Here is a 25025-nt window from a genome sequence, read left to right as displayed (position 1 = left end):
CGATTCAGAGCAGGGCTACCACGCCCGCTGCCACCAGCCATACCAGTGCGCCGACGAACAATGCCGACGCCAACGAGCCGGTGAGTACATAGATACCCACCGCCGACACCGCGAAGAGCAGCGCGATGATGAGCCATTCGACCCAATCATGCGGCCGCAATCTGCGGTACAAGGGGTGGGAGTTTTTCAGCCCACGGTCCACAAGTTGTTGTCTACCCGTTATCTGAGCAGTCAAACCCCAGGCAGGCCGTGGGCTCTCGGGACCGGAGTCAGGAACGGCCCGGCCGGTCGAATTCGCCATCCTGCACACCGGCGGTGAAGGCGGCCCATTCACCGGGTGTGAAGATCAATGCCGGGCCGTCGGGATCCTTGCCGTCTCGCATACCGACGTGGCCATCGGCCAGCAGTGCCACCTCGACGCTGTCGCCACCCTCGCCCTCGCCGGCCCGCAGCCAGGTGGCGCCGGAGAGATCGATCTCGGCGCCCTTGTCGATACTCATGCCAGGAACTCCTTCGCCAGCTGCCGCAGCAGGTGCCTACTGGATTGACCGTCCAGCGCACTCTGCCGGAGGTTCTCGTGCGCACGATGGTACCGGCGAACATCGGCGGGCCGTTCGAGATACAGATCCCCGGTCAGACCCTCGGCATGCACCACCGGTGGTTCCAGAGGCCTGCCCGCGCGATCGGTGCCGAAATCGAGGATGGTGAACGCTCCGGTCCCCACGCCGAGCGGGACGCCCGCGGCGAACGGCAGCACCCGCACGGTCACATTGCCCCGGGTGCCGACGTCCGCGAGATGACGCAACTGAGCCGACATCACTTTGGTGCCACCGACGATCCGGCGCAGTACCGATTCGTGCAGGACCACATCCACCGTGGCCGGTGCGACCCTGCGGGTGATCAACGCCTGACGTTGCAGCCGGACCTGGACCCGCTGTTCCAGCGCGGCGTCCGTGTCCCCGGGATGGGCGAGGCGATACAGCGCCCGCGCGTAGTCCGGGGTCTGCAGCAGCCCGAGAACGATCTCGGGTTGATAGGCCATGACCCCCTCCGCTGCGGCCTCCAAACCCACATAGACGTCGAAGGTTTCGGGAATGAGGTCGCCGAAGGCATGCCACCAACTCGGGGTGTCGGCCTGCTGAGCCAGCCCTGCCAGCCCTTCGGCCAGCGGATCGGGGACGCCGTAGATTCGGCACAGCTCCCGGATATCGATGGTGCGGATCCGGTCGGCCTGCCCCTTCTCCAACCGTTGCAGGGTGCTGGCACCCCACTCCATCAGCCGAGCCGCCTGGGCGATCGTCAGCCCCGACTGGGTGCGCATATCGCGCAGATACCGGCCGAGCTGACGTCGCGGCAGACTCGTGGTCTTGCTTCCCGAACTCACCGAACCAGCTGGCACCGCATGCTCCGTTCTGCTCTGGGATGGGCCCCGCGCCGTCGATCCGGGGGAGCCACGAGCGCGGTCCCCCGTCACACTTCGCCTGGGCTTATGGATCTTTCGTCCACTATGGAGAATCCTGCACTCCAGAACGGATCTTGTGCTGGGAATTCGCGCGAAAAGTAGAGAAGTCCGAGAACTACCGCTTCTCGGGTGGGCGGCGGTGGTGTGCTGGAAGTGTGCCAGGCCGGAAGATTGCCTCGCACAAGGGATCACGAAAGAACAGGTAGTCGAGCACCAGGTATCGCACGCAGAACGGGGAGAGTCATGACCGTACACCTCACCGAGTCGTCGCCGATGTCCAGCGACCGAGCCGCCCCCGACGCCCACCGCGCCGCGTGGACGGAGGTCGCGTAAATGCAGCTGACCAATCTCAACATGCACGTCGCGTCACTACTCGCGTGCGGTAACGATCCCGGCGTCATGACCTCCGAACAAGCCCACGCGGCAATGCAGTTACATCTGGACTGCACAGTCGACGAATGCCGGGTACGACGGCGCGCGCGGGCGACACTGGTCGAAGCGGGCCGGTGCGTCCTCGATGATCGAGCGCTGCGGTAGTGAGGGGGCAGCGCACGGTCGCCGCTCGGTGATCAGTGCCAGGAATGGTCGGTGATCGGGGTGCGCGGGCCGAACTTCGGTTTGCGCGCCTGACCACTGACCGACAACAGCCGGACCGAGCGATAACGGTGCGGCCGTAGCGGTTCCAGATACTCCACCATCGCGGCATCGTCGAGTGGACGCCCGAGCAGGGTCCAGCCGACGATCGCCGCGAGATGGAAATCACCCACCGACAGGGCGTCGGCATCGCCGAAGGCCCGTTGTGAGATCTCGGCGACCGTCCACTCGCCGATCCCCGGCACGCTGCGCAGCAGCTGGGCCGCCGCAGCGGGCTCCATCTCGGTGCAACGCTCCAGCGATTGCGCCACTCGGGCCGCACGCACGATGGTCTGCGAACGCTGCGGACCCACGTTCGCCCGGTGGAAGGTCCAGGACGGGATACAGCGCCAGCCGTCGGCGTCCGGGGCCACCCGCATACCGTCGGGCGCCGGGCCCGGCGGTGTTGTGCCGAACTGCCGCACCAGTCGCCGCCATGACGCATGCGCCGAGACGGTGTGCACCTTCTGTTCCAGCACGGCCGGCACCAGCGCCTCGAACACCAGTCCGGTGCGCAGCATGCGCAGTCCGGGGTGGCGGCGATGTGCCTCGACGATCTTGGGATGGGTGGGCACGAAGCCGGACAGGTCCTCGTCCAGGCACAGCATCCATGGCAAACGGTCGAGGAACTCCTGCGCGCCCGGCCCCCACGCGCGGGCGTCGACGGCGCACGGATCGGCCTGCGCGAGCCGGTAGGTGACCGGGCCGGAGGGCATCCGGGCGGTGCGCCAATGCGCGCCGTCGCGGGTCACCTGATAGCAGGGGTCACCGGGGCCGCGGCTCAGCGGTGCGAGGGTGTGCGCGAGATCGACCGGGCGGTCGGCGGTCACTGTGCGGGCCGAGCCGGCGGAGCTCGTTTCCCGGTCGGCAGTCACATCACGCACGGGTTCATTGTGCGCTCCGATGTCCCGCGAGCGCGGTACGGGTGCTCATGGACCGGCGAGCGACGACCGGATCGGACGATGCCGCCGGGTGAATCGATCGCGAGGCCTCGTCTGCGGTCGGCCGGTGGACATGACGGGACCACCGACGGGCGTGGCCGCCGCCATCACGTTCCGATGTCGACGTACCCGCAGGTCAGGACACGTTTGTAACAGTTTCGGAATATCAGGCGATATGAACCCGAATTGGCAAACAGCTGGCAGTCGCCACTACGGAGGTTTTCGACAATGATCACCAACGCGCTCAACTGGTTGCTCAACGCCTGGGGTGGAGTTTCCGCGGGCAGCTCGGGCTACCAGATTCCGCCGGGGACCCTACCCTTCGGCAGCTGAGCATGTTACTGACGCTTTCGCGTGGTCGGGCCCACGAACCCGACGACGCGAAAGCGTCAGTCGCCCAGGATGAACTGGGCCAGATGCCTGCTCCGACGCCCGGCCAGCTGCGTAACCTGGGTGCGGCAGGAGAAGCCGTCGGCGACCACGATCGAATCGTCGCCGGCTCGTTCCAGCGCCGGTAACAGTCCGTTTCCTGCCACCGCGACCGAAATGTCGTAATGGCCCTTCTGCATACCGAAGTTTCCGGCAAGACCACAGCATCCGGCGATTTCTGTCACCGCAGTATCCATTCTGGCTAATATTCGGCGATCGGCCTCGAAGCCGAGGACCGCGTGCTGGTGACAATGCGGCTGCACCACCACCGTCTGTCCGGAACGGTCCGGTGGCGTCCAGTCCGGATGCTCGGCCAGAAACTCCGCGAGCGTGCGCACCGCCGCCGCCGTCGACGCGGCGCGGGGATCGTCGGGGAGTAGTTCGGGCAGGTCGGCGCGTAATGCGGCGGTGCAGGAGGGTTCGAGGCCGAGCACGACGCCGCCGGCGCGGACATGCTGGTCGAGCGCGTCCAGCGTCGCGCGTAACCGTGCCCTTGCGCCGTCGAGCTGACCGGTGCTGATCCAGGTCAGCCCACAGCAGACCCGCTTGCCGGGAATCCGGACGTGGTAGCCAAGTGTCTCCAGCAGCCGCACCGCGGCCAGTGCGATCTCGGGATCGAAGGCGTCGGTGAAGGTGTCCACCCACAGCATCACCTCGGGACCGTCGGCCGGCGCCGCATGCGGTCGCGAGTCCCGCCAGATCCGCCGGAAGCTCCGCGGTGCCAGCGACGGCACCTCACGACGCGGATCCATTCCACCGGCACGCAGACCGAACCGGCGCAGCGGCCCGACCGCGGCGGCGGCATTGGTCAACCTCGGCGCGCGGCCCGCCAGTGCAAGCCAGCGCGGCAACCTGCCCAGCGTGTAGTGGTCCATCGGCCGCGGACGGTGCCGGTACCGGCGATACAGGGTTTCGGATTTGTAGGTGGCGATATCGACACCGGCCGGACAATCCGAACGACAGGCCCGGCACGACAGACACAGGTCAAGCGATTCCGCGACGGCAGGCGACGACCACGGCAGTGCGCCGCGCACCACCTCCTGCAGGACCCTGGCGCGACCACGCGTGCTGTCCTTTTCATCGGCAGTCGCCAGATAGGACGGGCACATGAACCCACCTGCGGCTCTGGTATCGGCCCGGCACTTTCCGACACCCACGCAGCGGTGCACTGCCGTGCCGAGATCGCCGCCGTCGTGGGGATAGGAAAAGCCACCGTCGGCCGCGACCTGCGGAAGTCCGGTCAGGCGCAGATCCCTATCGATCGGCGCTGGATCGACCAGGACTCCCGGGTTCAGCACGCCATCCGGATCGAACAGTGCCTTGAATCGGGCGAACGATACCAGTACCGCAGGGGAGTACATCAGGGGGAGTAGTTCCGAGCGAGCACGGCCGTCGCCGTGTTCACCCGACAGCGACCCGCCGTAACGCACCACCAGCTCGGCGGCGTCGAACAGGAAGTTCCGGAACCGTTGTGGTGCATCGGCGATCGGCAGATCGAGCCGCACATGGATGCAACCGTCGCCGATATGGCCGTAGAGCAGCCCGTCGACCTGATGCTCGGCGGTGAGGTCGGCGAAATCACGCAGGTAGGCGCCGAGATGTTGCGGCGGGACGGCGGCGTCCTCCCAGCCGGGCCACGCGGGCTGTCCGCCGGGGGCGCGGCCCGCGAGCCCGGCCCCGTCGGCGCGGATGCGCCACAGGGCCGCGGTGGCAGCGGGATCGGTGACGATCGTGGAGTCGAGGGCGCCTGCCGAACGGCACAGCGTCATCGCGGCGGCATAGGCGTGTTCCGGGGTCTCGCCCGCGAGTTCGACGAACAGCCAGCCTGTTCCGCGGGGTAGGTCGGGCACGGTGCCGCGGTGCGCGCGGACGATATCGACGAGCCGGGCATCGATACCTTCCACCGCGATCGGTGCGCACGCGGTGACCGCGGCGATATCGTCGGCAGCGGTGGCCATATCTGGGTAGCCGAGCACCGCGAGGACTGTCGCCGACGGCACCGGCACCAGCTCGACCGTCGCTTCCAACAGCAGACCGCAGGTGCCCTCGGTGCCGACGAACGCCTTGGCGACCGACGAACCACGTTCGGGCAGAAGATGTTCCAGCCCGTAGCCGGAGGCCTGCCGATCGAATCGGCCGAGATCGGTGCGCAACACAGCCAGTGCGTCCCTGGTGAATTCGGGTAGGCCGGGTACGGCGGCCAGATCGCCCGCCAGTCGTCGTTCGGTGCAGGTGCCATCGATGACGCGCAGTTCGCGGACGGTGTCCGCGGTGCGACCCCAGGCCAGGGCGTGCGGGCCGCAGGCGTTGTTGCCGATCATGCCCCCGAGCGTGCAGCGGTTCTGGGTCGATGGGTCGGGGCCGAATCGCAACCCGTGCGCCGCGGCCCGGCGCTGCAAACCCGACAGCACGAGGCCTGGCCGCACTCTGGCGGTGCGGTGGACGGGATCCAGCTCCAGTACGGCGTCCATATGCCGGCTGAAATCCAGCACGATGCCGGGCCCGATGGCATTGCCCGCCACCGATGTTCCCGCACCGCGCGCCGTGACCGGGATGCCATCGGCCCGCCCGAATTCCAGTACGGCCGCCACATCGGCATCCTCGCGCGGGAACACCACCGCGGTGGGCAGCACTCGATAGTTGGAGGCATCCGAGGAGTACTCGGCGCGACGCCGATCCGAAACGTCGACCTCACCGCCGATTCGCGGACGCAATGCCCGCGCCAGCCGAACCCGCCCGTCCTCGTCGGTCACGGTGTCCACCCTATGCCGCCCGCCTGGTGACCCGATCTACCCGAGGAAACAACTTGCGCTCAACCTTTGTTGAGGTCTTAGTGTCGGTGGCCTGAGGTTGACTGGCGGGGAGTGGAAGGACATACCGAGGTGAGCATCGAATCGGTGGCGCGGAGCCAGATATATCGGCGGATCAACGCGCCCGAGGAGCAGCGACCGTTCAGTATGGCGACGGCCCGGCGGATTCTGCGATTCGCCGCACCGCACAAGCGGCGCATGAGCGCGTTCCTGCTGTTCAGCGTGGTGTCGGCGTTGCTTGCCGTCGCGACACCGCTGCTGGCGGGACGGGTGGTGAACGACATCGTCGACGGTGCGGCGCCGCGGGTGGTGGTCCTGCTCGCGGTGGCCATCGGTGCGATCGCCGTCGTCGACGCCGCGCTCGGACTGGTGATCCGCTGGCTGTCGGCCCGCATCGGTGAGGGCTTGATCCTCGATCTACGCACCGCCGTCTTCGATCACGTACAGAAGATGCCCATCGCCTTCTTCACCCGAACTCGCACCGGTGCGCTGGTCAGCCGGTTGAACAACGATGTGATCGGCGCGCAGCGCGCCTTCAGCGACACCCTGTCCGGAGTGGTGGCCAATCTGGTGACGGTCGCGCTGACGCTGGTGGTGATGATCCAGCTGTCCTGGCAGATCACCCTGCTCGCCCTGCTGCTGCTGCCGGTGTTCGTGATCCCGGCGCGGCGGATGGGTGACCGGCTCGCCGATATCCAGCGCGAGGCCGCAGGCCTGAACTCGGCGATGAGCACTCAGATGACCGAACGGTTCTCCGCACCCGGCGCGACCTTGGTCAAGCTGTTCGGCCGTCCCCACCAGGAATCCGACGAGTTCGCGCTGCGGGCCCGGCGGGTGCGCGATATCGGGGTGCGCTCGGCCATGTTGCAGACCATCTTCGTCACCTCGCTGACCTTGGTCTCGGCGCTGGCGATCGCGCTGGTCTACGGGTTGGGCGGCTGGTACGCCCTGCGCGGGCAGCTGGATGCGGGCGCGGTGGTCGCGCTGTCACTGTTGCTCACCCGCCTGTATTCGCCGCTGACGGCGTTGGCCAGCGCGCGGATGGAGATCATGTCGGCACTGGTGAGCTTCGAGCGCGTGTTCGAGGTGCTCGACCTGAAACCGCTGATCGAGCAAGCGCCCGACGCCGTCGCGGTACCGGACGGGCCCGCCGCGGTGGAGTTGGACGGGGTGCGCTTCGGGTACCCGTCGGCGGACAAAGTGTCGCTTGCCTCGCTCGAAGAGGTCGCGACCCTCGACACCCGCGGCGGAGTCGAGGTGCTGCACAACATCTCGCTCCGGGCCGAGCCGGGCCAGCTGGTGGCGCTGGTCGGCTCCTCCGGCGCCGGTAAATCGACTATCGCGCAGCTGGTTTCGCGGCTCTACGATGTCGACCACGGCGCGGTCCGGATCAACGGCGTCGATGTGCGTGAGCTGACCACCGAGTCGCTGCAGCAGACCGTCGGCCTGGTCACCCAGGACGGGCACCTGTTCCACGACACCATCCGCGCCAACCTGCTGCTGGCCCGGCCGGAGGCGACCGAGGCCGAGCTGTGGGATGCCCTGGAACGGGCTCGGCTGCGCGATCTGATCACCTCGCTGGCCGACGGGCTCGACACGGTCGTCGGCGAGCGTGGCTATCGGCTCTCCGGTGGTGAACGTCAGCGGCTGACCATCGCCCGGCTGCTGCTCAAGCAACCGCGCGTGGTCATCCTCGACGAAGCCACCGCCTCGCTGGACTCCACCTCGGAGGCCGCGGTCCAGGAAGCGCTGACCGAAGCACTGGAGGGCCGCACCGCGCTCGTCATCGCCCACCGGCTGTCCACCGTTCGCGCCGCCGACCTGATCGTGGTGCTGGAAGACGGGCGCATCGTCGAGCGCGGCACCCATCCGCAGCTGCTCGCCGCGAACGGTCGCTATGCGGAGCTGTACCGGACGCAGTTCGCCGAGGAACCCGCTCCGGTCGCCGCCTGACCCGGTCAAGGGCCGGAGGCGGTAGCGGAGCGTCACCACGCAGGCCCTCCGGAACAGGCAAATCCAATACTGCCTGAACGTTCAGAACTCGCCGGCGACGCCGAAGACCGTCCGACCCGAGTGGGTGCCGTCCTTGATGGAGCGCAGCACCCGCTCGGCGTCGGTGATCGGGGCGAAGTTCTCGATATCGGACAGATGGCGCGGCCGCAGTTCGTTGGCCAGCCGGGTCCACAGCGCACGACGGTTGTCGATCGGGTGGTTGACCGAGTCGATACCGAGCAGCGCCACATTGCGCAGGATGAACGGCATGACAGTGGTCGGGACGTCGGTGCCGCCGGTCAGGCCGCTGGCCGCGACGGCTCCGCCGTAGCCGATCGCGCTCAGCACGTAGGCGAGCGAAGCACCGCCGACGCTGTCGACGGCACCCGCCCAGCGGGCCTTCGACAGCGGGCGCACCTTCGTATCCGGTTCCGGCAACCGCCCGATCACCTCGTTGGCGCCGAGGTCGGCCAGGTGATCGGCGGCGTCGGTTTTGCCGGTGGAGGCGATGACCTCGTAGCCGAGCCCGGACAGGATGTCGATGGCGACGCTGCCGACCCCGCCGGTCGCGCCGGTCACCAAAATGGCGCCGTCATCGGGGGTGAGACCGCGGTCGAGCAGGGCCTGCACGCTCAATGCCGCGGTGAAACCGGCGGTGCCGAGAGCCGCCGCGTCTCGGGTGGACAGACCGTCCAGCTTCACCACCCATTCGGCGGGCACCCTGGCGTATTCGGCGAAACCGCCGTTGTGCGAGACGCCGATCTCGTAGCCGTGGGCCACCACCTGATCGCCGGGGGCGAAGTCGTCGGATTCGGATTCCACGACCTCGCCGGTGATATCGATGCCAGGGACGATCGGATAATTGCGCACCACACCACCGCCAGGGGTGATCGCGAGCCCGTCTTTGAAGTTGGCGCTCGAGTAGTGCACCTTGATCGTCACCGCACCCGGCCCGAGGAACTCCGCCCCGACCTCCTGTCGCGCGAGCACGACGCCGTTGTCCGATTCGTGTGCCACCATCGCCCAGAATTCCATGTGCCCGAGCATACGAGCGTGACCCGTCCGCGAGGTCAGACCGGCACCAATTCGAGCCGCACCCCGAGCAGCCGAACCGGCCGATCCAGTTCGAAGCGGTCGATGATGCGCAGCGCCGTCTCGATGATGGCGGCGCGGTCGGTGGTCGGCTCGGGAAGTTTGGACTGCTTGCTGCGCGTATAGAAGGTATTCGTGCGCACGGTCACCGACACCCGGATGGTGACGCGGCCTGCGGCGGACATCTCATCGGCTACCTCGCCCGCAAGCCGCTCGACCTGGGCGCGGATCTCCTCGCGTTCGGTGAGATCGTGCGGGAAGGTTTCGGATTTACTGCGGCCAACGGGGATTCGCGGCTCGGTGACGACATCGGTATCGCCTGCGCCTTTGCCGAGCACCCACAGGTACGGGCCGGTGCTCGGGCCGAAAACGTCGGCCAGGCGATGCCGATCCGATGCCATCAAGTCGCCGACGGTATTGATGTCGAGCTCGGCGAGCCTGGCGGCGATCCGGTTGCCGATACCCCAGAGCGCACTGGTCGGACGGTGCGCCATCACCTCGGTCCAGTTGGCGGCGGTCAGCCGGAACATGCCGGCCTCGGCGCCCGCACCCGGTTGCGCGGAATCCTTACCGGAGGATTTGGCGAAACCGGTGGCGAGCTTGGCCGTGAGCTTGTTGTCGCCGAGGCCGACCGAGCAGGTCAGGTCCAGTTCGGCGATGGCGGCGCGGATCTCACGGGCCAGCGCCTCCGGGTCGTCGGTGTCGGCGGCAAGGAACGCCTCGTCCCAGCCCCACACCTCTACCGGGCCGAAGGTCCGCAATACGGCCATGACCTCGTCGGATGCCTCCTCATAGATTGCCATGTCCAGCGGCATGAATATCGCGTCCGGACATTTGCGAGCCGCCGTGCGCAATGCCATGCCTGCCCGCACGCCATAGGCGCGCGCCGGATAGGAGGCGCAGGTGACCACCTTGCGCGGCTCCTCTGGGTCACCGTTCCCGCCGACGATCACCGGTTGTCCGCGCAGTTCCGGATGACGACGGAACTCCACCGCCGCCTGAAATTGGTCGAGATCGACATGCAACAGCCACCTGGGCATATGTCCGTCTTACCGCATCGCGGGCTGATGCGAACCTGACCTCGCCGCATCGGCCACGTTCTTACGATGCCGTTGACACCGAGCGAGGGGACAACGCGATGACCGTGATCGTGGCCATGACGTCGAAACTCGGCTTGCTGTAGTCACTATCAGCCTCGAGGAGGACCGCTGATGGCTACTGGCGATCCAGCGATTCATGGGGGTGGATTGATTCCTCCCCTCCCGGGAGGGAGGAGATTCCTGGCTCATGCTGCCTGGCCGCTCGGCGAGCGGCCAGGTCTTGCACAAACACCAGCAGGGGCCAATTTCGCCGCCGCTTTCCGCCCATGGCCACGATGAGCGAGGTCGTGGGCGTCACAGCTAGGCCCTGTTTCATAAGTCCCATCCGGCGCATCCGCGGTTCGGCGGCGCCGGAAGCGGGTCAGCAGTTCGACGGAACCGGGTCACCCCGGAAGCGGGACTCCACGTAGTTCCACGCGTCGACGAAACCGGCCACCGCGGCCGTCATGTGCTCGGAGATCTCGATCGTCTCCAGCTGCACCGGGGATCCAGCCGCGCACCATCCTTCGATGGTCTCCTTCACCGGGGAGTACGGGGTCAGGATGTCGTACTTACCCTGGAAGACATAGGTCGGTGCGGTGGGAGCACCCTCGTAGTGGACAATGCTGTTCTCCCGCAGCACGCCGCGCGCGACCTCGCTGTTCATCAGTTCCTTCGACGCCGCCATCTGCTCGGCATTGCGGAAGATGCCGTGGAAGAGCAGGAAGCGCCGGCAGGCGTCCTTGGTGAACTCACGGAACCACAGGCCGTTCTCATTCAGCGAGTCCGACACCGGCACCTTGTCCGGGTACTCGCGCTCGATGCCCATGGCGGCGGCGAAGGCGAGACCGAAGCCTGGATGCGGGGCGAACCCGAGCGCATCGGCCATCAGTTCGAGGTCGGCGGGGATGCCGCCGGTGACCACCGCGTCGAGCTTCAGCTCCGGGGCGTAGGTCGGCTGCAGTGCGCCCGCCCAGGCGGTGGCCATGCCGCCACCCGAGTACCCGGCCAGGGCGACCGGAGTGTTGCCGACGCCGAGTTCGGCGACCTTCCGGACGGCGCGCACGCTGTCGAGGGTGACCATGCCGCTCATCTTCGCGGCGCCGTAGGCCACGGTGGGGCCGAGGTAGTCGGGCACCGAGACGGCCCAGCCGCGGCCGATCGGCAGCATCGCGCCCGCCGCGTCCTGTAGTTCGCCGTTGAACATCGACTTCGACGGGTTGCACCGGGTGCCGATGGAGTTGATCAGCGCCTGGTACGACACCAGCGGCGGGTTCTTCACCCCGATCGGCATCAGCACGGTGGTGACGCCCATGATCGGGTTGCCCGCCGAGTTGGTGGACCGGAAGGCGACCTGCCAGCCCTCGGTGCCGACGTAGAGGGAGCTGTCGATGCGCCGGATCCGCACCACGTCACCGGGGGAGAACTCCCCGATGTCGTTCGGCGCCGCGAAGAACGGATCGGGGTCCGGCGTCGGATACAACGGGTTCGCCCCCGCAGGCGCGGCAAGGAAGCCCACCGATAGCAAGCTCACCACCAGTACAACAAATTTCGACACAGCTATCCTTCATCAGAGTTGTGCTGCCCAACTGACAAGACCCGACCCGGGATGAAGTATCCAACAAACTGGGTCGCGCGTACCAATCAGTAGTAAAAGTGTCGAGTACCACATTCCTGTGAGGTCTCACAGCGAGCGTCCGCCGGCTCGGCACGAGGGAGTGGCGGCGTTGACGATGCTCGCACTGGACATCGGAGCGACGAAATTCGCTGCGGGGGAGCCGCTGTGGGGCCGTTGCGCGCCGCGGTCGAACGGCACGCGCGACTGGGCTTCCTGCGTGAGCGCACGGTCGAGCTCTCGACGCCGCCGACCGGCACCCTCATACTGAAACTCGGTCTGCTGTAATCACTGTCGGCCGGAGGAGAACTGCTGATGACCACCCCAGAACTTGATATCGAGCAAGCGCGGCAGGTGTTGGCTGCGCAGCCATTTGCGAAGTTGGTCGGGACGGAGTTGACCGCGTTCGGGGGTGGGGCGGCGACGTTGGAGATCGCCTTGCGGTCGGAGTTGGGACAGCAATTCGGGTTCGTGCACGGTGGGGTGCTGGCGTATGCGGCCGATAATGCGATCACCTTCGCGGCAGGGACGGTGCTGGGGGCGAATGTGCTGACGGGTGGGTTTTCGGTGACCTATCTGCGGCCGGCGAGCGGGAACCTGTTGCGGGCCGAGGCGAAGGTCACCGGGTCGACGCGGCGGCAGGCGGTGGTCAGCTGCGAGATCTATGCCGAAGGCGATGACGGTGCTGCGGTGCTGTGCGCCGTCGCGCAGGGCACTACGCGCACCGTCGACCGAGAGCTCGGCAACGGAAGCTGAGCTATCGGGCGAGCAGTTCGCGCAGCGCGCGGATGATCTCGCCCGGCGCTTCTTCGGCCATGAAGTGGCCCGCGTCGAGCGTGGTGTGGTCGAGGTCGACGGCCCAGTTCTGCCATAGGCCAACTGCGTCGAAGCCGAGCGCGGCGCCCCAGTCCTGCTGAATAACAGTGACCGGCATGGTCAGCCGGTTTCCGGCCGCCCGATCCTTCCGATCGTGTTCGATATCCACCCCCGCGGAGGCACGGTAGTCCGCAACGATCGACGGCACCGCTTCCCGCGACGCGCGCAGATACTCGGCGCGCACCTCGGCGGGGATGGCCGTCGCGTCACGAGTCCAGGCGTCGAGGAAATAGCCGAAGAACGCGTCCGCGCTGCCCACGATCATCTGCTCGGGCAGACCGGCGGGCTGCGCCATCAGATACAGGTGGAACGCGACGGCCGCATCGGCACCGTGCAGCACCTCCCACATATCGAGGGTCGGCAGCACGTCCAGCGAGGCGAGATGGGTGATGCGGCCCGGGTGGTCGAGCCCGGCACGGATCGCCACGAGGGCACCGCGGTCGTGGCCTGCCAGTGCGAAACGGTCGACACCGAGCGATTCGGCGAGGGTGACGATATCGGCGGCCATGGTCCGCTTCGAGTACACCTCATGGTCACGTTCGGCGGGTTTGTCGCTGGCGCCGTATCCGCGCAGGTCGGGGCAGATGACGGTGTGCTGATCGGCGAGTTCGGTGGCCACATGCCGCCACATCAGGTGGGTCTGCGGGAATCCGTGCAGCAGCACGATCGGACTGCCCGAACCACCGACGGCGACATTCAGGGCGACTCCGTCGGCGACGGTCACGTGATGGTAGTCGAATCCGGGGATCGTCGAGGTCATCTGGGGTTTCTCCTTGATCGGTTCGCTGACGGTGTCCAGCGTGGCGTGGCCCGATGAGCATCGAATGAGTGCGCTATACCGTGAGGGCGTGACTGTCTCGTTCGGCGTGCTCGGACCCGTGCTCGCCTGGGACGCCGAGGGCGGCCGTGTCGAGCTGAAGGGTCCACGGCATCGGGCGGTCCTCGCGCGGCTGATCGTTGCGCGGGGACGGGTCGTGCCGGTGGAGGTCATCGTCGACGATCTGTGGGAGCACCCGGCCGACGGCGCCAAAGCCGCCGTCCGGACCTTCGTCGCCGCATTGCGTCGAGCCCTCGAACCGGAGCGCCCGGCCCGAACCGCCGCCCGGTTGCTGGTCACCGAGGGCAGCGGATACGCGCTTCGGGCCGACCGGGACACGGTCGACGCGTGGCGCTTCGAACAGGTGTTGCGCGATGCGGCCGATCTCGCTCCTGCCCGCGCCCTCGAGTCGCTGTCGGCAGCCCTCGGGTGGTGGCGCGGTCCGGCCTACGCCGATTTCTCCGATATGGCCTGGGCACGTGCCGAATCCGCCCGGCTGGAGGAGTTGCGCCTGATGGCCACCGAACGTCAGGCGCAGGCGCGGCTGACGCTCGGCCGCGCCGCCGACGCGGTGCCGGATCTGGATGCCATGGTCAGCACTCATCCATGGCGAGAAGAGGGGTGGCGACTGCTCGCACTCGCCCTGTACCGGTCCGGACGCCAGGGTGATGCTCTCGCGGTACTACGCAGGGCGCGTGGCATTCTCGTCGATGAGCTGGGCTTGGATCCCGGCCTGCGGCTTGCCGCCACCGAGTCCGGCATCCTGCGCCGGGATACCGGGTTCGACGACGCGGCCGACCGTATGTGGGCCGAGGCCACTGCGGCATACGACCGCACGGTCGCCGGGGGCGCCACCGCCCGGCTCGAATCGACGGTCGGGCTGCTGAACAGTCTCGCCATGACCGGCAGCGAAGGCCTCGCCGCCGCCCGAGCGCAACGCCTCGACACCGTGACCGCGGCCGAACAACACGACGATCCGCAGCTCACCGCACGGATTATCGGCAGCTACGACGTGCCGGCGATCTGGACCCGCTCCGATGATCCCGCCCAGGCGGCGCAGATCGTTGCCGCCGCCGAACGCACGATCGCCAGGCTGACCGAGGATGCATCCGCGGGCCTGAGCGCCCGACTGCTGACGACCATCGCCATCGAATCACGCGGAATCCGCACCGGCCGAGGCTACGAGGCTGCCCGCGCGGCCACCGGACTCGCACGCGCACTGGATGATCCGGCCCTACTCGCTTTCGCGTTGAACGGCCTGTTCCTGCAGACCTGCCACCGCACCGGTCTTGCTCACGAACGCGACGAGATCGGGCGGGAACTGGTGGAACTGTCCCGCCGTCACGACCTGGTGCCGTTCGAGATCCTCGGCCATCTTGTTCGTATGCAGGCACGCAGCGCATTCGGCGACGCCGGCGCGGCCGATGCTCATGCCGAGACCGCCGACCGGCTCGGCGCTCGCCACGAGCGTCCGCTGGTAGCGGTGTTCACCGAGTGGTATCGCGCTATGCGGGCCGCCGCGACCGGCGCAACGATCGAGCAGGCCGAATCGGGTTATCGCACAGTCGCACAGCGGTTCCGAGACTGCGGCATGCCAGGGTTCGAGCGGGGTGTGCTGCCGTTGGCGCTGCTGTGCCTGCGGGTATGGCATGGTGCGCCCGCGGATTTCGCGGCTGATACCGAGTGGGGTCCCTATGAGCCGTGGGCTCGGCCGCTACTGCTGATCGCGGAAGGCCGACGCGAGGAAGCGGCCGAAGCGCTGCGCCGAGCTCCGGAACCACCACCGGATCTGCTGTTGGAGGCGCTGTGGTGTCTCATCGCGCGCGCCGCGATCGCGCTGGGCAACCAGGCGACGATGACGCGGGCCCGTGTCCGATTGGCCCCCGCCGCAGGAGAAATCGCAGGTGCCGGCAGCGGGATCCTCACGGCCGGACCCGTCGATGAGTATCTCGCCGAACTCGAAAACGCGCTGTCACAGCGATAGGCCCCTGCCACGCTGCACTGACACGTGCGATGCGCTACCGGGTTACCCGTCCCAGGGCCGCTTCAGCGGGCCTCGCGCGACTCCGAACAGCCGAACGAGCTGCGCCCCATGAATCAGGACACAGCTCGTTCGGCCGGCGCGGCCCCGCACCTATCAGGCGGTAGCCGCCAACGCCCGTCCGTCCAATGCCGGTTCCACAACCGGTTCGATGGCGTAGGCCAGGATGTCGGCCACATCGGTGACGGGCCGGACGTCCAGTGCCGCGAGTACCTCGGCCGGGACGTCGTCCAGGTCCGGCTCGTTGCGGGCCGGGATGAACACCGTCTTCAGACCTGCCCGTTGTGCGGCGAGCAGCTTCTGCTTGACGCCGCCGATGGGCAGCACCCGCCCGTTCAGCGTGACCTCACCGGTCATCCCGACATCCGAGCGCACCTGCCTGCCCAGTGCCAAGGAAACCAGTGCGGTGACCATGGTGACACCGGCCGACGGGCCGTCCTTTGGCACCGCACCCGCCGGGAAGTGCACGTGGATATTGCGATCCAGCACCGATGGTTCGATGCCGATCTCCTCCAGGTGCGACCGCACGTAGGTCAACGCGATCTGCGCGGATTCCTTCATGACGTCACCCAGCTGGCCGGTCAGGGTCAGTGCGCGCTCACCATCGACGGCGTTGGTCTCGATGTAGAGCACATCGCCGCCGAGGCCGGTCACCGCCAGTCCGGTCGCCACGCCGGGGACGGCGGTGCGTTCCACCGAGTCCGGGGTGAACCGCGGACGGCCGAGGTAGTCCTTCAGATCGCCGACGCCGATGGTCAGTGATTGTCCGGAACGCACTGCAACCGTATCTTTTTCGAAGACCACGTCGTCATAGCCGAGCTCGGCGTCATAGCCGAGACCGATCGACGGCACGGAGTCGGTAATCACCGAACCGCCCTCCGACAACTTGGTGGCCGCCTTGCGTAATGCCTTGGCGATCAACCGCTCCATCTGCCGGACACCGGCTTCCCTGGTGTAGTTCGCCGCGATCTCGCGCAGCGCACCGTCGGTGACGGTGACCTCCTCGGCGGTCAACGCGTTGCGTTCCAGCTGGCGCGGGACCAGGAAGTCGCGGGCGATGGCGACCTTGTCGTCTTCGGTGTAGCCGTCGACGGTGATCAGCTCCATCCGGTCCAGCAGTGGGCCTGGGATGGTCTCCATGACATTGGCGGTGGCGATGAACAGCACATCGGACAGGTCCAGATCCAGATCCAGGTAGTGGTCGCGGAAGGTGTGGTTCTGCGCCGGATCGAGCACCTCGAGCAGTGCAGCGGCCGGGTCGCCACGGAAATCGGAGCCGACCTTGTCGATCTCGTCCAGCAGCACCACCGGATTCATCGATCCGGCTTCCTTCATGGCCCGCACGATCCGTCCGGGCAGCGCGCCGACGTAGGTGCGCCGGTGACCTCGGATCTCGGCCTCGTCGCGCACACCGCCGAGCGCGACGCGCACGAACTCGCGGCCCAGCGCCCTGGCGACACTCTCGCCAAGCGATGTCTTACCGACACCGGGCGGGCCGACCAGGACCAGCACCGCGCCGGACCCACGTCCACCCACGACCTCTAGGCCTCGGGAGGCACGCCGCGAACGCACCGCCAGGTACTCGACCATCCGGTCCTTGACCTCGTCCAGACCGTGGTGATCGGCGTCGAGCACGGCACGGGCGGCCGAGACATCGGTGCTGTCAGTGGTTTTCACCGTCCACGGCAGCTCGAGCACGGTGTCGAGCCAGGTCCGGATCCAGCCCGATTCCGGACTCTGATCGCTGGCCCGCTCGAGCCGTCCAACCTCACGCAGCGCGGCCTCGCGCACCGAATCGGGCAGGTCGGCCTGCTCGACGCGGGTGCGGTAATCGTCGGCGCCGTCGGGCTCGTCCTCGCCGAGTTCCTTGCGGATGGCGTTGAGCTGCTGGCGTAGCAAGAACTCGCGCTGGCTCTTCTCCATGCCCTCGCGGACGTCTTCGCTGATCTTCTCCGAAACCTCCGTCTCGGCGATATGCGCCTTGGTCCATTCGATGAGCGTGGCCAGTCGCTTGGCAGGTTCGGGAGTTTCCAGCAGTTCCCGCTTCTGTTCGATGCTCAAGTACGGGGCGTAACCTGCGGTATCGGCGATCGCGGACGGCTCGCTGAGCTGGTTGACCGCGTCGATGACCTGCCAGGCCTCGCGGCGTTGCAGCACAGAGACGACCAGCTTCTTGTATTCGGCGGCGAGTTCCTTGGTCCGGCCGTCGGCGGGGGTGACGTCGACCGGCTCGGCCTCCACCCACAGCGCGGCACCCGGCCCGGTGACGCCGTGACCGATCTTGGCGCGCCGCTCCGCCTTCAAGACCGCGGCCGGCGCGCCGCCACGCATCCGACCGACCTGTTCGATGGTGGCGACGACACCGTAGGCGGCGTAACCCTCATCGAGCCGGGGCGCGACCAGGACCTGATCCTTGTTCGCGGCGCGGGCGGCGTCGATGGCCGCCTGCGCCGATTCGTCGAGTTCGATGGGCACGACCATGCCCGGCAGCACGATCGGATCGGTCAGGAACAGCACCGGCAAGTTCTGAGCTGTAGTCACTTCTTCGACCCTTTCAAAGTTGAGCGATGCCTACTCAACCCCGGGGTATTCGGGTTTGTTCCAGCCGAGTGGCGCCGTTCACTCACAGCGAAGTGAGCGGCTCGACAGGTCCGCCGACCACGGCTAACGTTGCGAATGTTCGTTTTTACGGAATTACGGAATTCAGGAGAAGCTGTGGTACGTAGGTTGGCGATGGTCGTGGCCGCGGTGATTCCGCTGATCGCGGGGTGCTCGAGCCCGAGCGCTGCCGATGAGTCGTGCGAGCCGGCGCCGGCGGCAGGGGTAGCGACGGCGGACGAATGGTTGGGCCGGGTCCACGCAGACCCGGCGAACATCTCCCTCGCGATCGACGACGGGCAGGGGCACACGATCGAACGCCGGGCCGATGACCAGCAGCCCATCGCCTCGGCGGTGAAGGTGGTGTCGCTGGCGGCATACGCCCGCGCGGTCGCGGCAGGCGCGCTCGACCCACACGAACCGGTGCCCGTCAGCGACTGGGAACGCTGGTACCTGCCAGGGACCGATGGCGGAGCACATCCAGCGGCACGCGCACGACTCACCGGAGAGACGGTCACGCTCGATCAGCTGGTGAGCACGATGATCCGGGAAAGTGACAATGCCGCCCCCGACTACCTGCGCCACCGCCTCGGCGACCAGGCGCTCATCGATGCCGCAGCCGCCGGCGGGTGGCACGACTACACCCCGAGCAGCAAGCTCGGCGAGATGATCGGCCTGCTCGATCCCGGTAGCGACGACGAGTGGGCGCTGGCCGAGCGCTATACGAACGACGCCGACTACCGCACAACCATCCAGTCGAAGACGATGCCGCCGTTGGACATTCAATGGGCGTGGGCCGAAACGACCGCGACGGGATCGGCTCGCCAGTTGGCGTCGATGCATCGCGCCATCGCGACCGGCAGCTTCGGACCGGGCAGCGAGGTGGCGCGCGCCCACGTGGAATGGCAGCAGCCGCCTGCCGGATTCGCCGCGATCGGATTCAAGGGCGGCTCCTATCCCGGCGTCCTGGCCGATGCCATCTACCTGCGCCGCGCCGACGGCACCGTCGCGACCGCCGTCCTGCTCAACCGCCGCATGCCCGAGGCCACCTTTGCTTCCGCTCTCGCGACGCTGAGCCAGCAGGAGGTACTGGTCAGGGCCATGACGGAACCGGCGATGTGGCGCCGGTTAGCATGCGCCACATGACCGATGTCGCTGCCAAACTGGCCGAACTGGAGGCGCGGATCGAGGAGCTGGAAGGCCGGCGCCACATCGATGACTCCGCGCGCGGCTATATCGACTACAGCGGCAGCGTCGACTTGGGCGGCGGCCCCATCGACTGGACGATCCGCTACAGCGCCGCCGCCGTCCCGCAACTCCCCGCCCAAGCCCGCGTCGATGTCCTCGCAGCGCTTGGCCATCCCGTCCGCCGAGCCTTGGTCGAAACCCTGCTCGACGGCCCACGCACGGGCACCGAACTCGCAGAAGCAGTTTCGCTCACCTCAGCAGGCCAGCTCTACCACCACATCCGAGCCCTCACCTCGGCGAAGGTCATCGAACAGCACACCCGCGGGGCTTACCGGATCCCGGCCCCGAAGGTCGTTCCGCTACTGGTCGTCATGACCGCGGCCGCCGATATCGGCGAGGCGTTGCGGTAGAGGGTCTGCACAGTCATCGCCAGCCGTCGTCTTCCAGCAGCAGCGATATGCCGCCTCCATATGCACGACGCAGTACGCGCCCTCACGGGTCCGACGCCCGAACCCGGTCGGGAGAATCAGGTTGTGACGACGTCGCTTCCGGCTGCCGGAACCAAGCGCGCATCGGGTGTGGGCCGCTCTCCATCCGAGGGCTGCGCACTGGAATCGGCAACGCCGGCCTCGGGCCGTCCCGCATCACCCGGTGCCGGGTTGCGGTCCAGTTCGAGCGCGTGATCGCCAAGAGTCGGATCCGAGAACATCAACGTCACCTCGCCGCGGCGGGTATCGACATCGGTACGCATCTGGGTGACGCCGGCCGGATCGGTCGACACCCCGAGCCGCTCCCGGACCGGTTCCGACATGAGGAATCCACTCAGCACCGTCAGCGCGTTGGTGTCGACGGTGATGGACACGGTGTTGGTGTGTACCGGTGCGACGCGAGCGCCGACGTATGTGGTGCCGAGACCTACGCGGCCACCGACGCCGGCACGATCCGCGGCGCGGGTTTCGGCGGATGTGGTGATCGGGGGATCAGCGATGCTGTCGGGTGTGACGACGGGCCGGTCACGGTAAACAGCGGCCTGACCCGAACCATCGCCGAGCAGGCCTGCCCCGGTGCGCTGCACAGGGGTGACACGCGGCGTTCCGTCCCGGATGATCGGCGCCGACGGCGCGGCGAGTTGTCCTGGACGCTCGAGGTTGGGCATGTTCGTGGCGATATAGGCGCCGGAGACAACGGTGAGACTGAGGCTGGCCGCGCCGGCGAGCACGATCGCGGTATGACGAACGATCTGGGCAGACTCGAATACTGACACGATGCGTTCCCTTTCCCTCCGCCCTGGTTTCCCTGGGGTCGACGGCCCGCATCGTTGAAAGCCGTACGCTCGTCCAGGTTACGGTGTGAAAGGTTGGCGTGCCGCATTGCTGAGAGCAGCGTCACAGGGTCTGTGCGTCATCGCCGCGCCTGCGTGACGCGGTGGTGAACCGCCCGCATCCGGGAGGTTTCGGGCCACCGAGGCCTGGGTATTCCCAGGTGGCTGGCGAGCGTCATTCTCGACTGCCACATCGAGACACCCGGCCAACGACGTCCGATCGTCGTCACGACGCACCCAAGACTGGCGCTCGCCCGCTTTGCGTAGCGACGCGGGCCGGCCGGATCAGGCAAACTGGCCCGCGGCGCGGCCCTCTCCGCTGGGACCGGCGAACGCCTGCGCGATCGTCAGCCATTCCGCCGCATCCTCACCCACCGCCGTCAACGCCAGATCATCTCGATGCCTGCGCTGAGTGACCAACAGGCAGAAATCCAGCGCGGGTCCGGTCACACGCTGCGCGGCGTCCTCCGGACCCCAGGTCCACAAGCTGCTGTCGGGCGCGGTGAGCTCGATCCGGAACTCCTCGGCCGGCGCCTGCTTGCCGCGAACCATGTAGGCGAAGTTCCTGGTCCGCGCGCCGATATGCGCGACGGTCCGCAAACGGGCGGTCGGGGTGCGGGTGACACCGAGCGCATCGGCCACATCTTGACCGTGCGCCCAGGTCTCCATGGTGCGCGCGGTGACCATCGATGCCACGCTCATCGGCGGACCGAACCACGGCACCTTGGTGCCCTCGGGCACCGCACGTAGCGCATCAGACAATTCGGCCCGGCTGCGCCGCCACCGCTGCAACAGTTGTGCGGGCTCTTCCGCCGCAGCCTCCTCGGCCGCCTCGTCGACAAAGGTCAGCACCCGCGGCCCGGCCTCGGCAACCAGCTTCGCGAACCGCTCACCGTCGCTCGCCGAGATGGTGGCGATCTCGTCGGTCCAGGCCAGATGCCCGATCTGATGCGCGATGGACCAACCCTCCGCCGGGGTCTGCGTTGTCCATTGCCCGGGGGCCAGCGGGGCGACCAATTGCTCCAGGTCGTTGCTCTCATCGGCCAGATCGCCGAGCAGTCCTTCGAGGTCAGCCATGGTTTCCTTGCCCCGCGCCGTCTTTGCCGAGCGCCACGGACTGTGACGTCGCGATTTCAGCATCGCAGCTTCGAATTAAAGAAGCAAGCATGCGTGCTTGTATTTGCGAGGCTCTCCCTTCTGCCGTTCGGTGACGATCAATGAACGTCTTCGCGGTAGCGCCTGTCGGCCGTGTCGATGGATTCTCCTTGTGCAGAGAGACGTCGATGCCCGGGCCGTGTGCCCTGGTCGCGGCCGAACATGCGGTCGCCGCCCTACCTGCCCGCAGTGCGATGGGATCGTGATCCGATAGGCGCTACCGCGGCGATGCCCCGAATCGTTGACACCTCTACGGGGCAATGAGAATGTTGGGACCTCGAGTCTCATTCGATGTCTCAGACAACCATTCCGGGCACTCGTACCGGCCGGCCTAGGGAGAGCCCGCGTGATCACACTCGCATCCGGTGTGTTCATCGACTGGGAGCAGATGACCGGGCAGTCGAAGTTCGTCGTCGACCTGATCAGCTTTCCGATCTTCGCCGGAATCGCGGGCTGGCTGACCAACTGGACCGGCGTGCTGATGCTGTTCTGGCCGCTGCAATTCCGCGGCGTCCGTGTCCCCGGCCTGAAGGTGCTCTATCCCTATCTGCCGCGCCGGGTGCAGGTGCTGCCCGTCTTCTCCGAGGACGGTTCCCAGTTCGGGTTCCAAGGGTTCATCCCTGCTCGCGCGGAGAAAATGGCCAGCATCTGCGTCGACAAGGCGCTGATGCGGATCGGCAGCCCACGCGACTTCATCCATGAACTGGATCTCGACGGGATCGCCGACTACGTCGCCGAGATGGCGCACAAGCAGGTCCGGGCGATCGTCGACGATGTGATGTACCGGGAGAATCCGGAACTGTGGGGGTCGCTGCCGCGGGCGATGAAGCAGCTGGTCTATCAGCGGGTCGATCGGGAACTGCCGACTCTGTGCCGCAGGGCCTTCGAATCCCTCGGCGACAACGTCGACCAGCTGATCGACGTCAAGGGTTTCGTCATCCGGTACCTGCAGGAAAATCCGATCATCCTCAAGGACCTGACCACCACGATCGCAGCACCCGAGCTGAAGTTCATGGTCCGGATCGGCCTGCTCGGTGCACCTTTCGGCCTGCTGCTCGCGCTGTATCTGCATGTGCACAGCAGCATCCCGGTGCTCGGCTGGGTGCCCGCGTGGGTGATCGTGTTGCTGGTGTCGGCGGGCATCGGCGTGCTTGTCAACCTGATCGCGATCAAGATGGTGTTCGAGCCGGGTGAACCACAGCCGCGGTACAAGTACCTGTGGCGGCAGGCCCTACTGGCCAAACGCCAGCCGCAGGCGGCCGTAGACCTGGCCCACATCCTGGCCTACCAGGTGCTCACCCTGCCCAACCTGTCCAAGGAACTGCTCGAGGGCCCCAACGGCGACAAGACCCGTCAACTGCTGGAGCGGCTGATCTCCGACGAGATCCACCGCCAGCTCGGCCGCACCACCTCGATGGTGCGCGCGGCCTTCGGCCGACGTCAGTTCGACAATCTCAAGGTCGGCGCCGCCGGCGCCGCGGTCGGCCTCGCCCCGACGATGGTGCAGGACGCCGAATTCACCGAAGAACAGGCCAAGAAGATCGATGAGTTCGCCGCCCGCAAACTCAAACAACTGACACCCGGCGAGTTCATGGAAATGTTCTACGCCTCCGTCGAACAGGACGCCTGGCTGCTCTACGTCCACGGCGGCTTACTCGGCCTCCTCGTCGGCGGGGTACATCTGCTGTTGTTCGGCTGGTAGCGCCCCGCATGTACGACTACTGCGTGATCGGCGGCGGCATCGTCGGTGTGGCCACTGCTTACCGGATTCTTCAGCGGCATCCGGGTGTGAGTCTGGTGCTGCTGGAGAAGGCGGATGCGCTCGGTACCCATCAGACCGGGCACAACAGTGGCGTCATCCATTCGGGCATCTACTATCCGCCGGGCAGTTTGAAGGCGACGCTGTGCAGGCGGGGCGCCCGCGCGACCAAGGAGTTCGCCGCCGCGCACGGGATCGCATTCGAGGAGTGCGGCAAGCTGCTGGTGGCCACCGACGCCGCCGAACACGCGAGAATGCTTGCGCTGCACGAGCGGTCGACGGTGAACGGGGTCGACGTCGAGCTCGTCGACGCCGCGGAGCTTGCCCGGCGTGAGCCTCGGATCAGCGGGGTCGGTGCACTGTTCGTCCCGGACACCGGAATCGTCGATTACCGCAGGATCACTGCGGCGATGGCCGATGAGGTCCGGGCGGCAGGCGGGGAGATCGTGCTCGGCGCGCAGATCGATGCCGTCACCGAGACCGATTCCGGCGTCACCGCCACCGGTCCGGCAGGCAGTTGGACCGCACGCGCGCTGGTCGCCTGTGCCGGTTTGCAGGCAGATCGGGTGGCCAGGCTTGCGGGCCTACGTATCGATACCCGGATCGTGCCGTTCCGTGGCGAGTATTACCAGCTGCCTGCCTCGCGCGCCGGGCTGGTCCGCACGCTGATCTATCCGATCCCGGATCCGGACCTGCCTTTTCTCGGCGTACACCTGAGCCCGACCATCGACGGCGATCTCACGGTCGGCCCGAACGCGGTCCTCGGGTTGGCACGGGAGGGCTATCGCAAGGGCAGCCTCGACCTGCGCGACGCCCGCGAGATCCTCGGCTATCCGGGATTCCACCGGGTAGCCAAGGCCAATGTCCGCACCGGGCTGCGAGAGCTGCGCAACTCACTGTTCAAACGCGGCTACCTGGCCGAATGCCGTCGCTACTGCCCGGAGCTGACCCTGGACGATCTGCGGCCGCGGGAGGCGGGGATTCGTGCGCAGGCCGTGGCCCACGACGGCACCCTGATCCACGACTTCCTGGTCGAACGGACACCGCGAATGGTGCATGTGCTCAACGCGCCGTCACCGGCGGCCACCTCGGCGCTGCCGATCGCTGATCACATCGTCGACCTGCTCCAGGTGCCCGGCGACCAAGCAACCAGTCGGTAGCAATCTGGCAATCCCGCTCGCCAAATCTGGACACAACCCTCCAATAAAGAGGAAAGC

20 protein-coding genes are annotated in these 25025 nt (G+C 67.2%); 8 read left to right on the top strand and 12 right to left on the bottom strand.

Features of this window, described 5'->3' with window-relative positions:
* Window positions 1-4: 4 nt before the first annotated feature.
* The 3 genes from GV792_RS05380 to GV792_RS05370 all read right to left on the bottom strand — a co-directional run bounded on the left by GV792_RS05380 (window position 5) and on the right by GV792_RS05370 (window position 1399).
* On the bottom strand, window positions 5-172 hold the full coding sequence (locus GV792_RS05380; protein ID WP_163822249.1) for a hypothetical protein: 168 nt from the start codon (window positions 170-172) through the stop codon (window positions 5-7).
* A gap of 97 nt (window positions 173-269) precedes the next feature.
* On the bottom strand, window positions 270-500 hold the full coding sequence (locus tag GV792_RS05375) for a DUF397 domain-containing protein (protein ID WP_163822502.1): 231 nt from the start codon (window positions 498-500) through the stop codon (window positions 270-272).
* Window positions 497-1399: a helix-turn-helix domain-containing protein gene (locus GV792_RS05370; RefSeq protein WP_309138453.1), complete on the bottom strand. Its 903-nt coding sequence runs from the start codon at window positions 1397-1399 to the stop codon at window positions 497-499. The genes GV792_RS05375 and GV792_RS05370 overlap by 4 nt, the downstream gene beginning before the upstream one ends.
* 396 nt (window positions 1400-1795) lie before the next feature.
* On the opposite strand from GV792_RS05370, the gene GV792_RS05365 reads away from it, so the two are divergent.
* A complete protein-coding gene (locus tag GV792_RS05365) occupies window positions 1796-1999 on the top strand; it encodes a hypothetical protein (RefSeq protein WP_163822248.1) in 204 nt (67 codons plus the stop codon).
* 32 nt (window positions 2000-2031) lie between these two features.
* Here GV792_RS05365 and GV792_RS05360 read toward each other — a convergent pair whose 3' ends face one another.
* Window positions 2032-2979: a DNA-3-methyladenine glycosylase 2 family protein gene (locus GV792_RS05360; RefSeq protein ID WP_163822501.1), complete on the bottom strand. Its 948-nt coding sequence runs from the start codon at window positions 2977-2979 to the stop codon at window positions 2032-2034.
* Between the two features lie 446 nt (window positions 2980-3425).
* Complete coding sequence (locus tag GV792_RS05355; RefSeq protein ID WP_163822500.1) at window positions 3426-6218, bottom strand: FAD-binding and (Fe-S)-binding domain-containing protein; 2793 nt, start codon at window positions 6216-6218, stop codon at window positions 3426-3428.
* Window positions 6219-6347: 129 nt separating this feature from the next.
* Here GV792_RS05355 and GV792_RS05350 point away from each other — a divergent pair, with 129 nt between their 5' ends.
* Entirely contained in the window at window positions 6348-8228 is a 1881-nt protein-coding gene (locus GV792_RS05350) for an ABC transporter ATP-binding protein (protein WP_163822499.1), read from the top strand.
* 81 nt (window positions 8229-8309) lie between these two features.
* On the opposite strand, the gene GV792_RS05345 is transcribed toward GV792_RS05350, so the two are convergent.
* The 3 genes from GV792_RS05345 to GV792_RS05335 all read right to left on the bottom strand — a co-directional run bounded on the left by GV792_RS05345 (window position 8310) and on the right by GV792_RS05335 (window position 11996).
* Window positions 8310-9302 (bottom strand): oxidoreductase, encoded by a 993-nt coding sequence (locus GV792_RS05345; protein WP_163822498.1) that lies wholly within the window; start codon window positions 9300-9302, stop codon window positions 8310-8312.
* A gap of 35 nt (window positions 9303-9337) precedes the next feature.
* Window positions 9338-10399: a DNA polymerase IV gene (locus GV792_RS05340; RefSeq protein ID WP_163822497.1), complete on the bottom strand. Its 1062-nt coding sequence runs from the start codon at window positions 10397-10399 to the stop codon at window positions 9338-9340.
* Window positions 10400-10820: 421 nt separating this feature from the next.
* Complete coding sequence (locus GV792_RS05335; RefSeq protein WP_309138454.1) at window positions 10821-11996, bottom strand: lipase family protein; 1176 nt, start codon at window positions 11994-11996, stop codon at window positions 10821-10823.
* A 372-nt stretch (window positions 11997-12368) separates the two neighbouring features.
* On the opposite strand from GV792_RS05335, the gene GV792_RS05330 reads away from it, so the two are divergent.
* Window positions 12369-12809 carry a PaaI family thioesterase gene (locus tag GV792_RS05330; RefSeq protein ID WP_163822496.1) on the top strand — a complete coding sequence of 147 codons (441 nt, stop codon included), beginning with the start codon at window positions 12369-12371 and terminating at the stop codon, window positions 12807-12809.
* 1 nt (window position 12810) lies between these two features.
* Here GV792_RS05330 and GV792_RS05325 read toward each other — a convergent pair whose 3' ends face one another.
* Window positions 12811-13689, bottom strand: coding sequence for an alpha/beta fold hydrolase (locus tag GV792_RS05325; RefSeq protein WP_163822495.1), 879 nt, complete (start codon window positions 13687-13689; stop codon window positions 12811-12813).
* 88 nt (window positions 13690-13777) lie between these two features.
* Here GV792_RS05325 and GV792_RS05320 point away from each other — a divergent pair, with 88 nt between their 5' ends.
* Complete coding sequence (locus tag GV792_RS05320) at window positions 13778-15730, top strand: AfsR/SARP family transcriptional regulator (protein WP_163822494.1); 1953 nt, start codon at window positions 13778-13780, stop codon at window positions 15728-15730.
* Between the two features lie 153 nt (window positions 15731-15883).
* Here GV792_RS05320 and lon read toward each other — a convergent pair whose 3' ends face one another.
* Complete coding sequence (lon, locus tag GV792_RS05315; protein ID WP_163822493.1) at window positions 15884-18328, bottom strand: endopeptidase La; 2445 nt, start codon at window positions 18326-18328, stop codon at window positions 15884-15886.
* Between the two features lie 174 nt (window positions 18329-18502).
* Here lon and GV792_RS05310 point away from each other — a divergent pair, with 174 nt between their 5' ends.
* Window positions 18503-19531: a serine hydrolase gene (locus GV792_RS05310; protein WP_309139076.1), complete on the top strand. Its 1029-nt coding sequence runs from the start codon at window positions 18503-18505 to the stop codon at window positions 19529-19531.
* Window positions 19528-19983 carry an ArsR/SmtB family transcription factor gene (locus GV792_RS05305; RefSeq protein WP_163822491.1) on the top strand — a complete coding sequence of 152 codons (456 nt, stop codon included), beginning with the start codon at window positions 19528-19530 and terminating at the stop codon, window positions 19981-19983. The genes GV792_RS05310 and GV792_RS05305 overlap by 4 nt, the downstream gene beginning before the upstream one ends.
* A 116-nt stretch (window positions 19984-20099) precedes the next feature.
* Here the strand turns inward: GV792_RS05305 and GV792_RS05300 are convergent, their stop codons facing one another.
* The gene (locus GV792_RS05300; RefSeq protein ID WP_163822490.1) at window positions 20100-20837 is read right to left on the bottom strand and encodes a hypothetical protein; all 738 of its coding nucleotides are present in this window, start codon (window positions 20835-20837) and stop codon (window positions 20100-20102) included.
* Between the two features lie 342 nt (window positions 20838-21179).
* On the bottom strand, window positions 21180-21971 hold the full coding sequence (locus GV792_RS05295; RefSeq protein ID WP_163822489.1) for a TIGR03084 family metal-binding protein: 792 nt from the start codon (window positions 21969-21971) through the stop codon (window positions 21180-21182).
* 424 nt (window positions 21972-22395) lie between these two features.
* On the opposite strand from GV792_RS05295, the gene GV792_RS05290 reads away from it, so the two are divergent.
* Together GV792_RS05290 and lhgO are read left to right on the top strand one after the other, a co-directional pair.
* On the top strand, window positions 22396-23751 hold the full coding sequence (locus tag GV792_RS05290; protein ID WP_163822488.1) for a hypothetical protein: 1356 nt from the start codon (window positions 22396-22398) through the stop codon (window positions 23749-23751).
* 8 nt (window positions 23752-23759) lie between these two features.
* Entirely contained in the window at window positions 23760-24968 is a 1209-nt protein-coding gene (gene lhgO, locus GV792_RS05285; RefSeq protein WP_163822487.1) for an L-2-hydroxyglutarate oxidase, read from the top strand.
* The last annotated feature ends 57 nt before the right edge of the window (window positions 24969-25025 follow it).

Source organism: Nocardia cyriacigeorgica (assembly GCF_010868145.1).
In the GTDB taxonomy this organism is placed as follows: Bacteria; Actinomycetota; Actinomycetes; order Mycobacteriales; family Mycobacteriaceae; genus Nocardia; species Nocardia cyriacigeorgica_D.
Note: the sequence above shows the minus strand (reverse complement) of the source record. Positions and strands in the feature narration are given on the sequence as shown.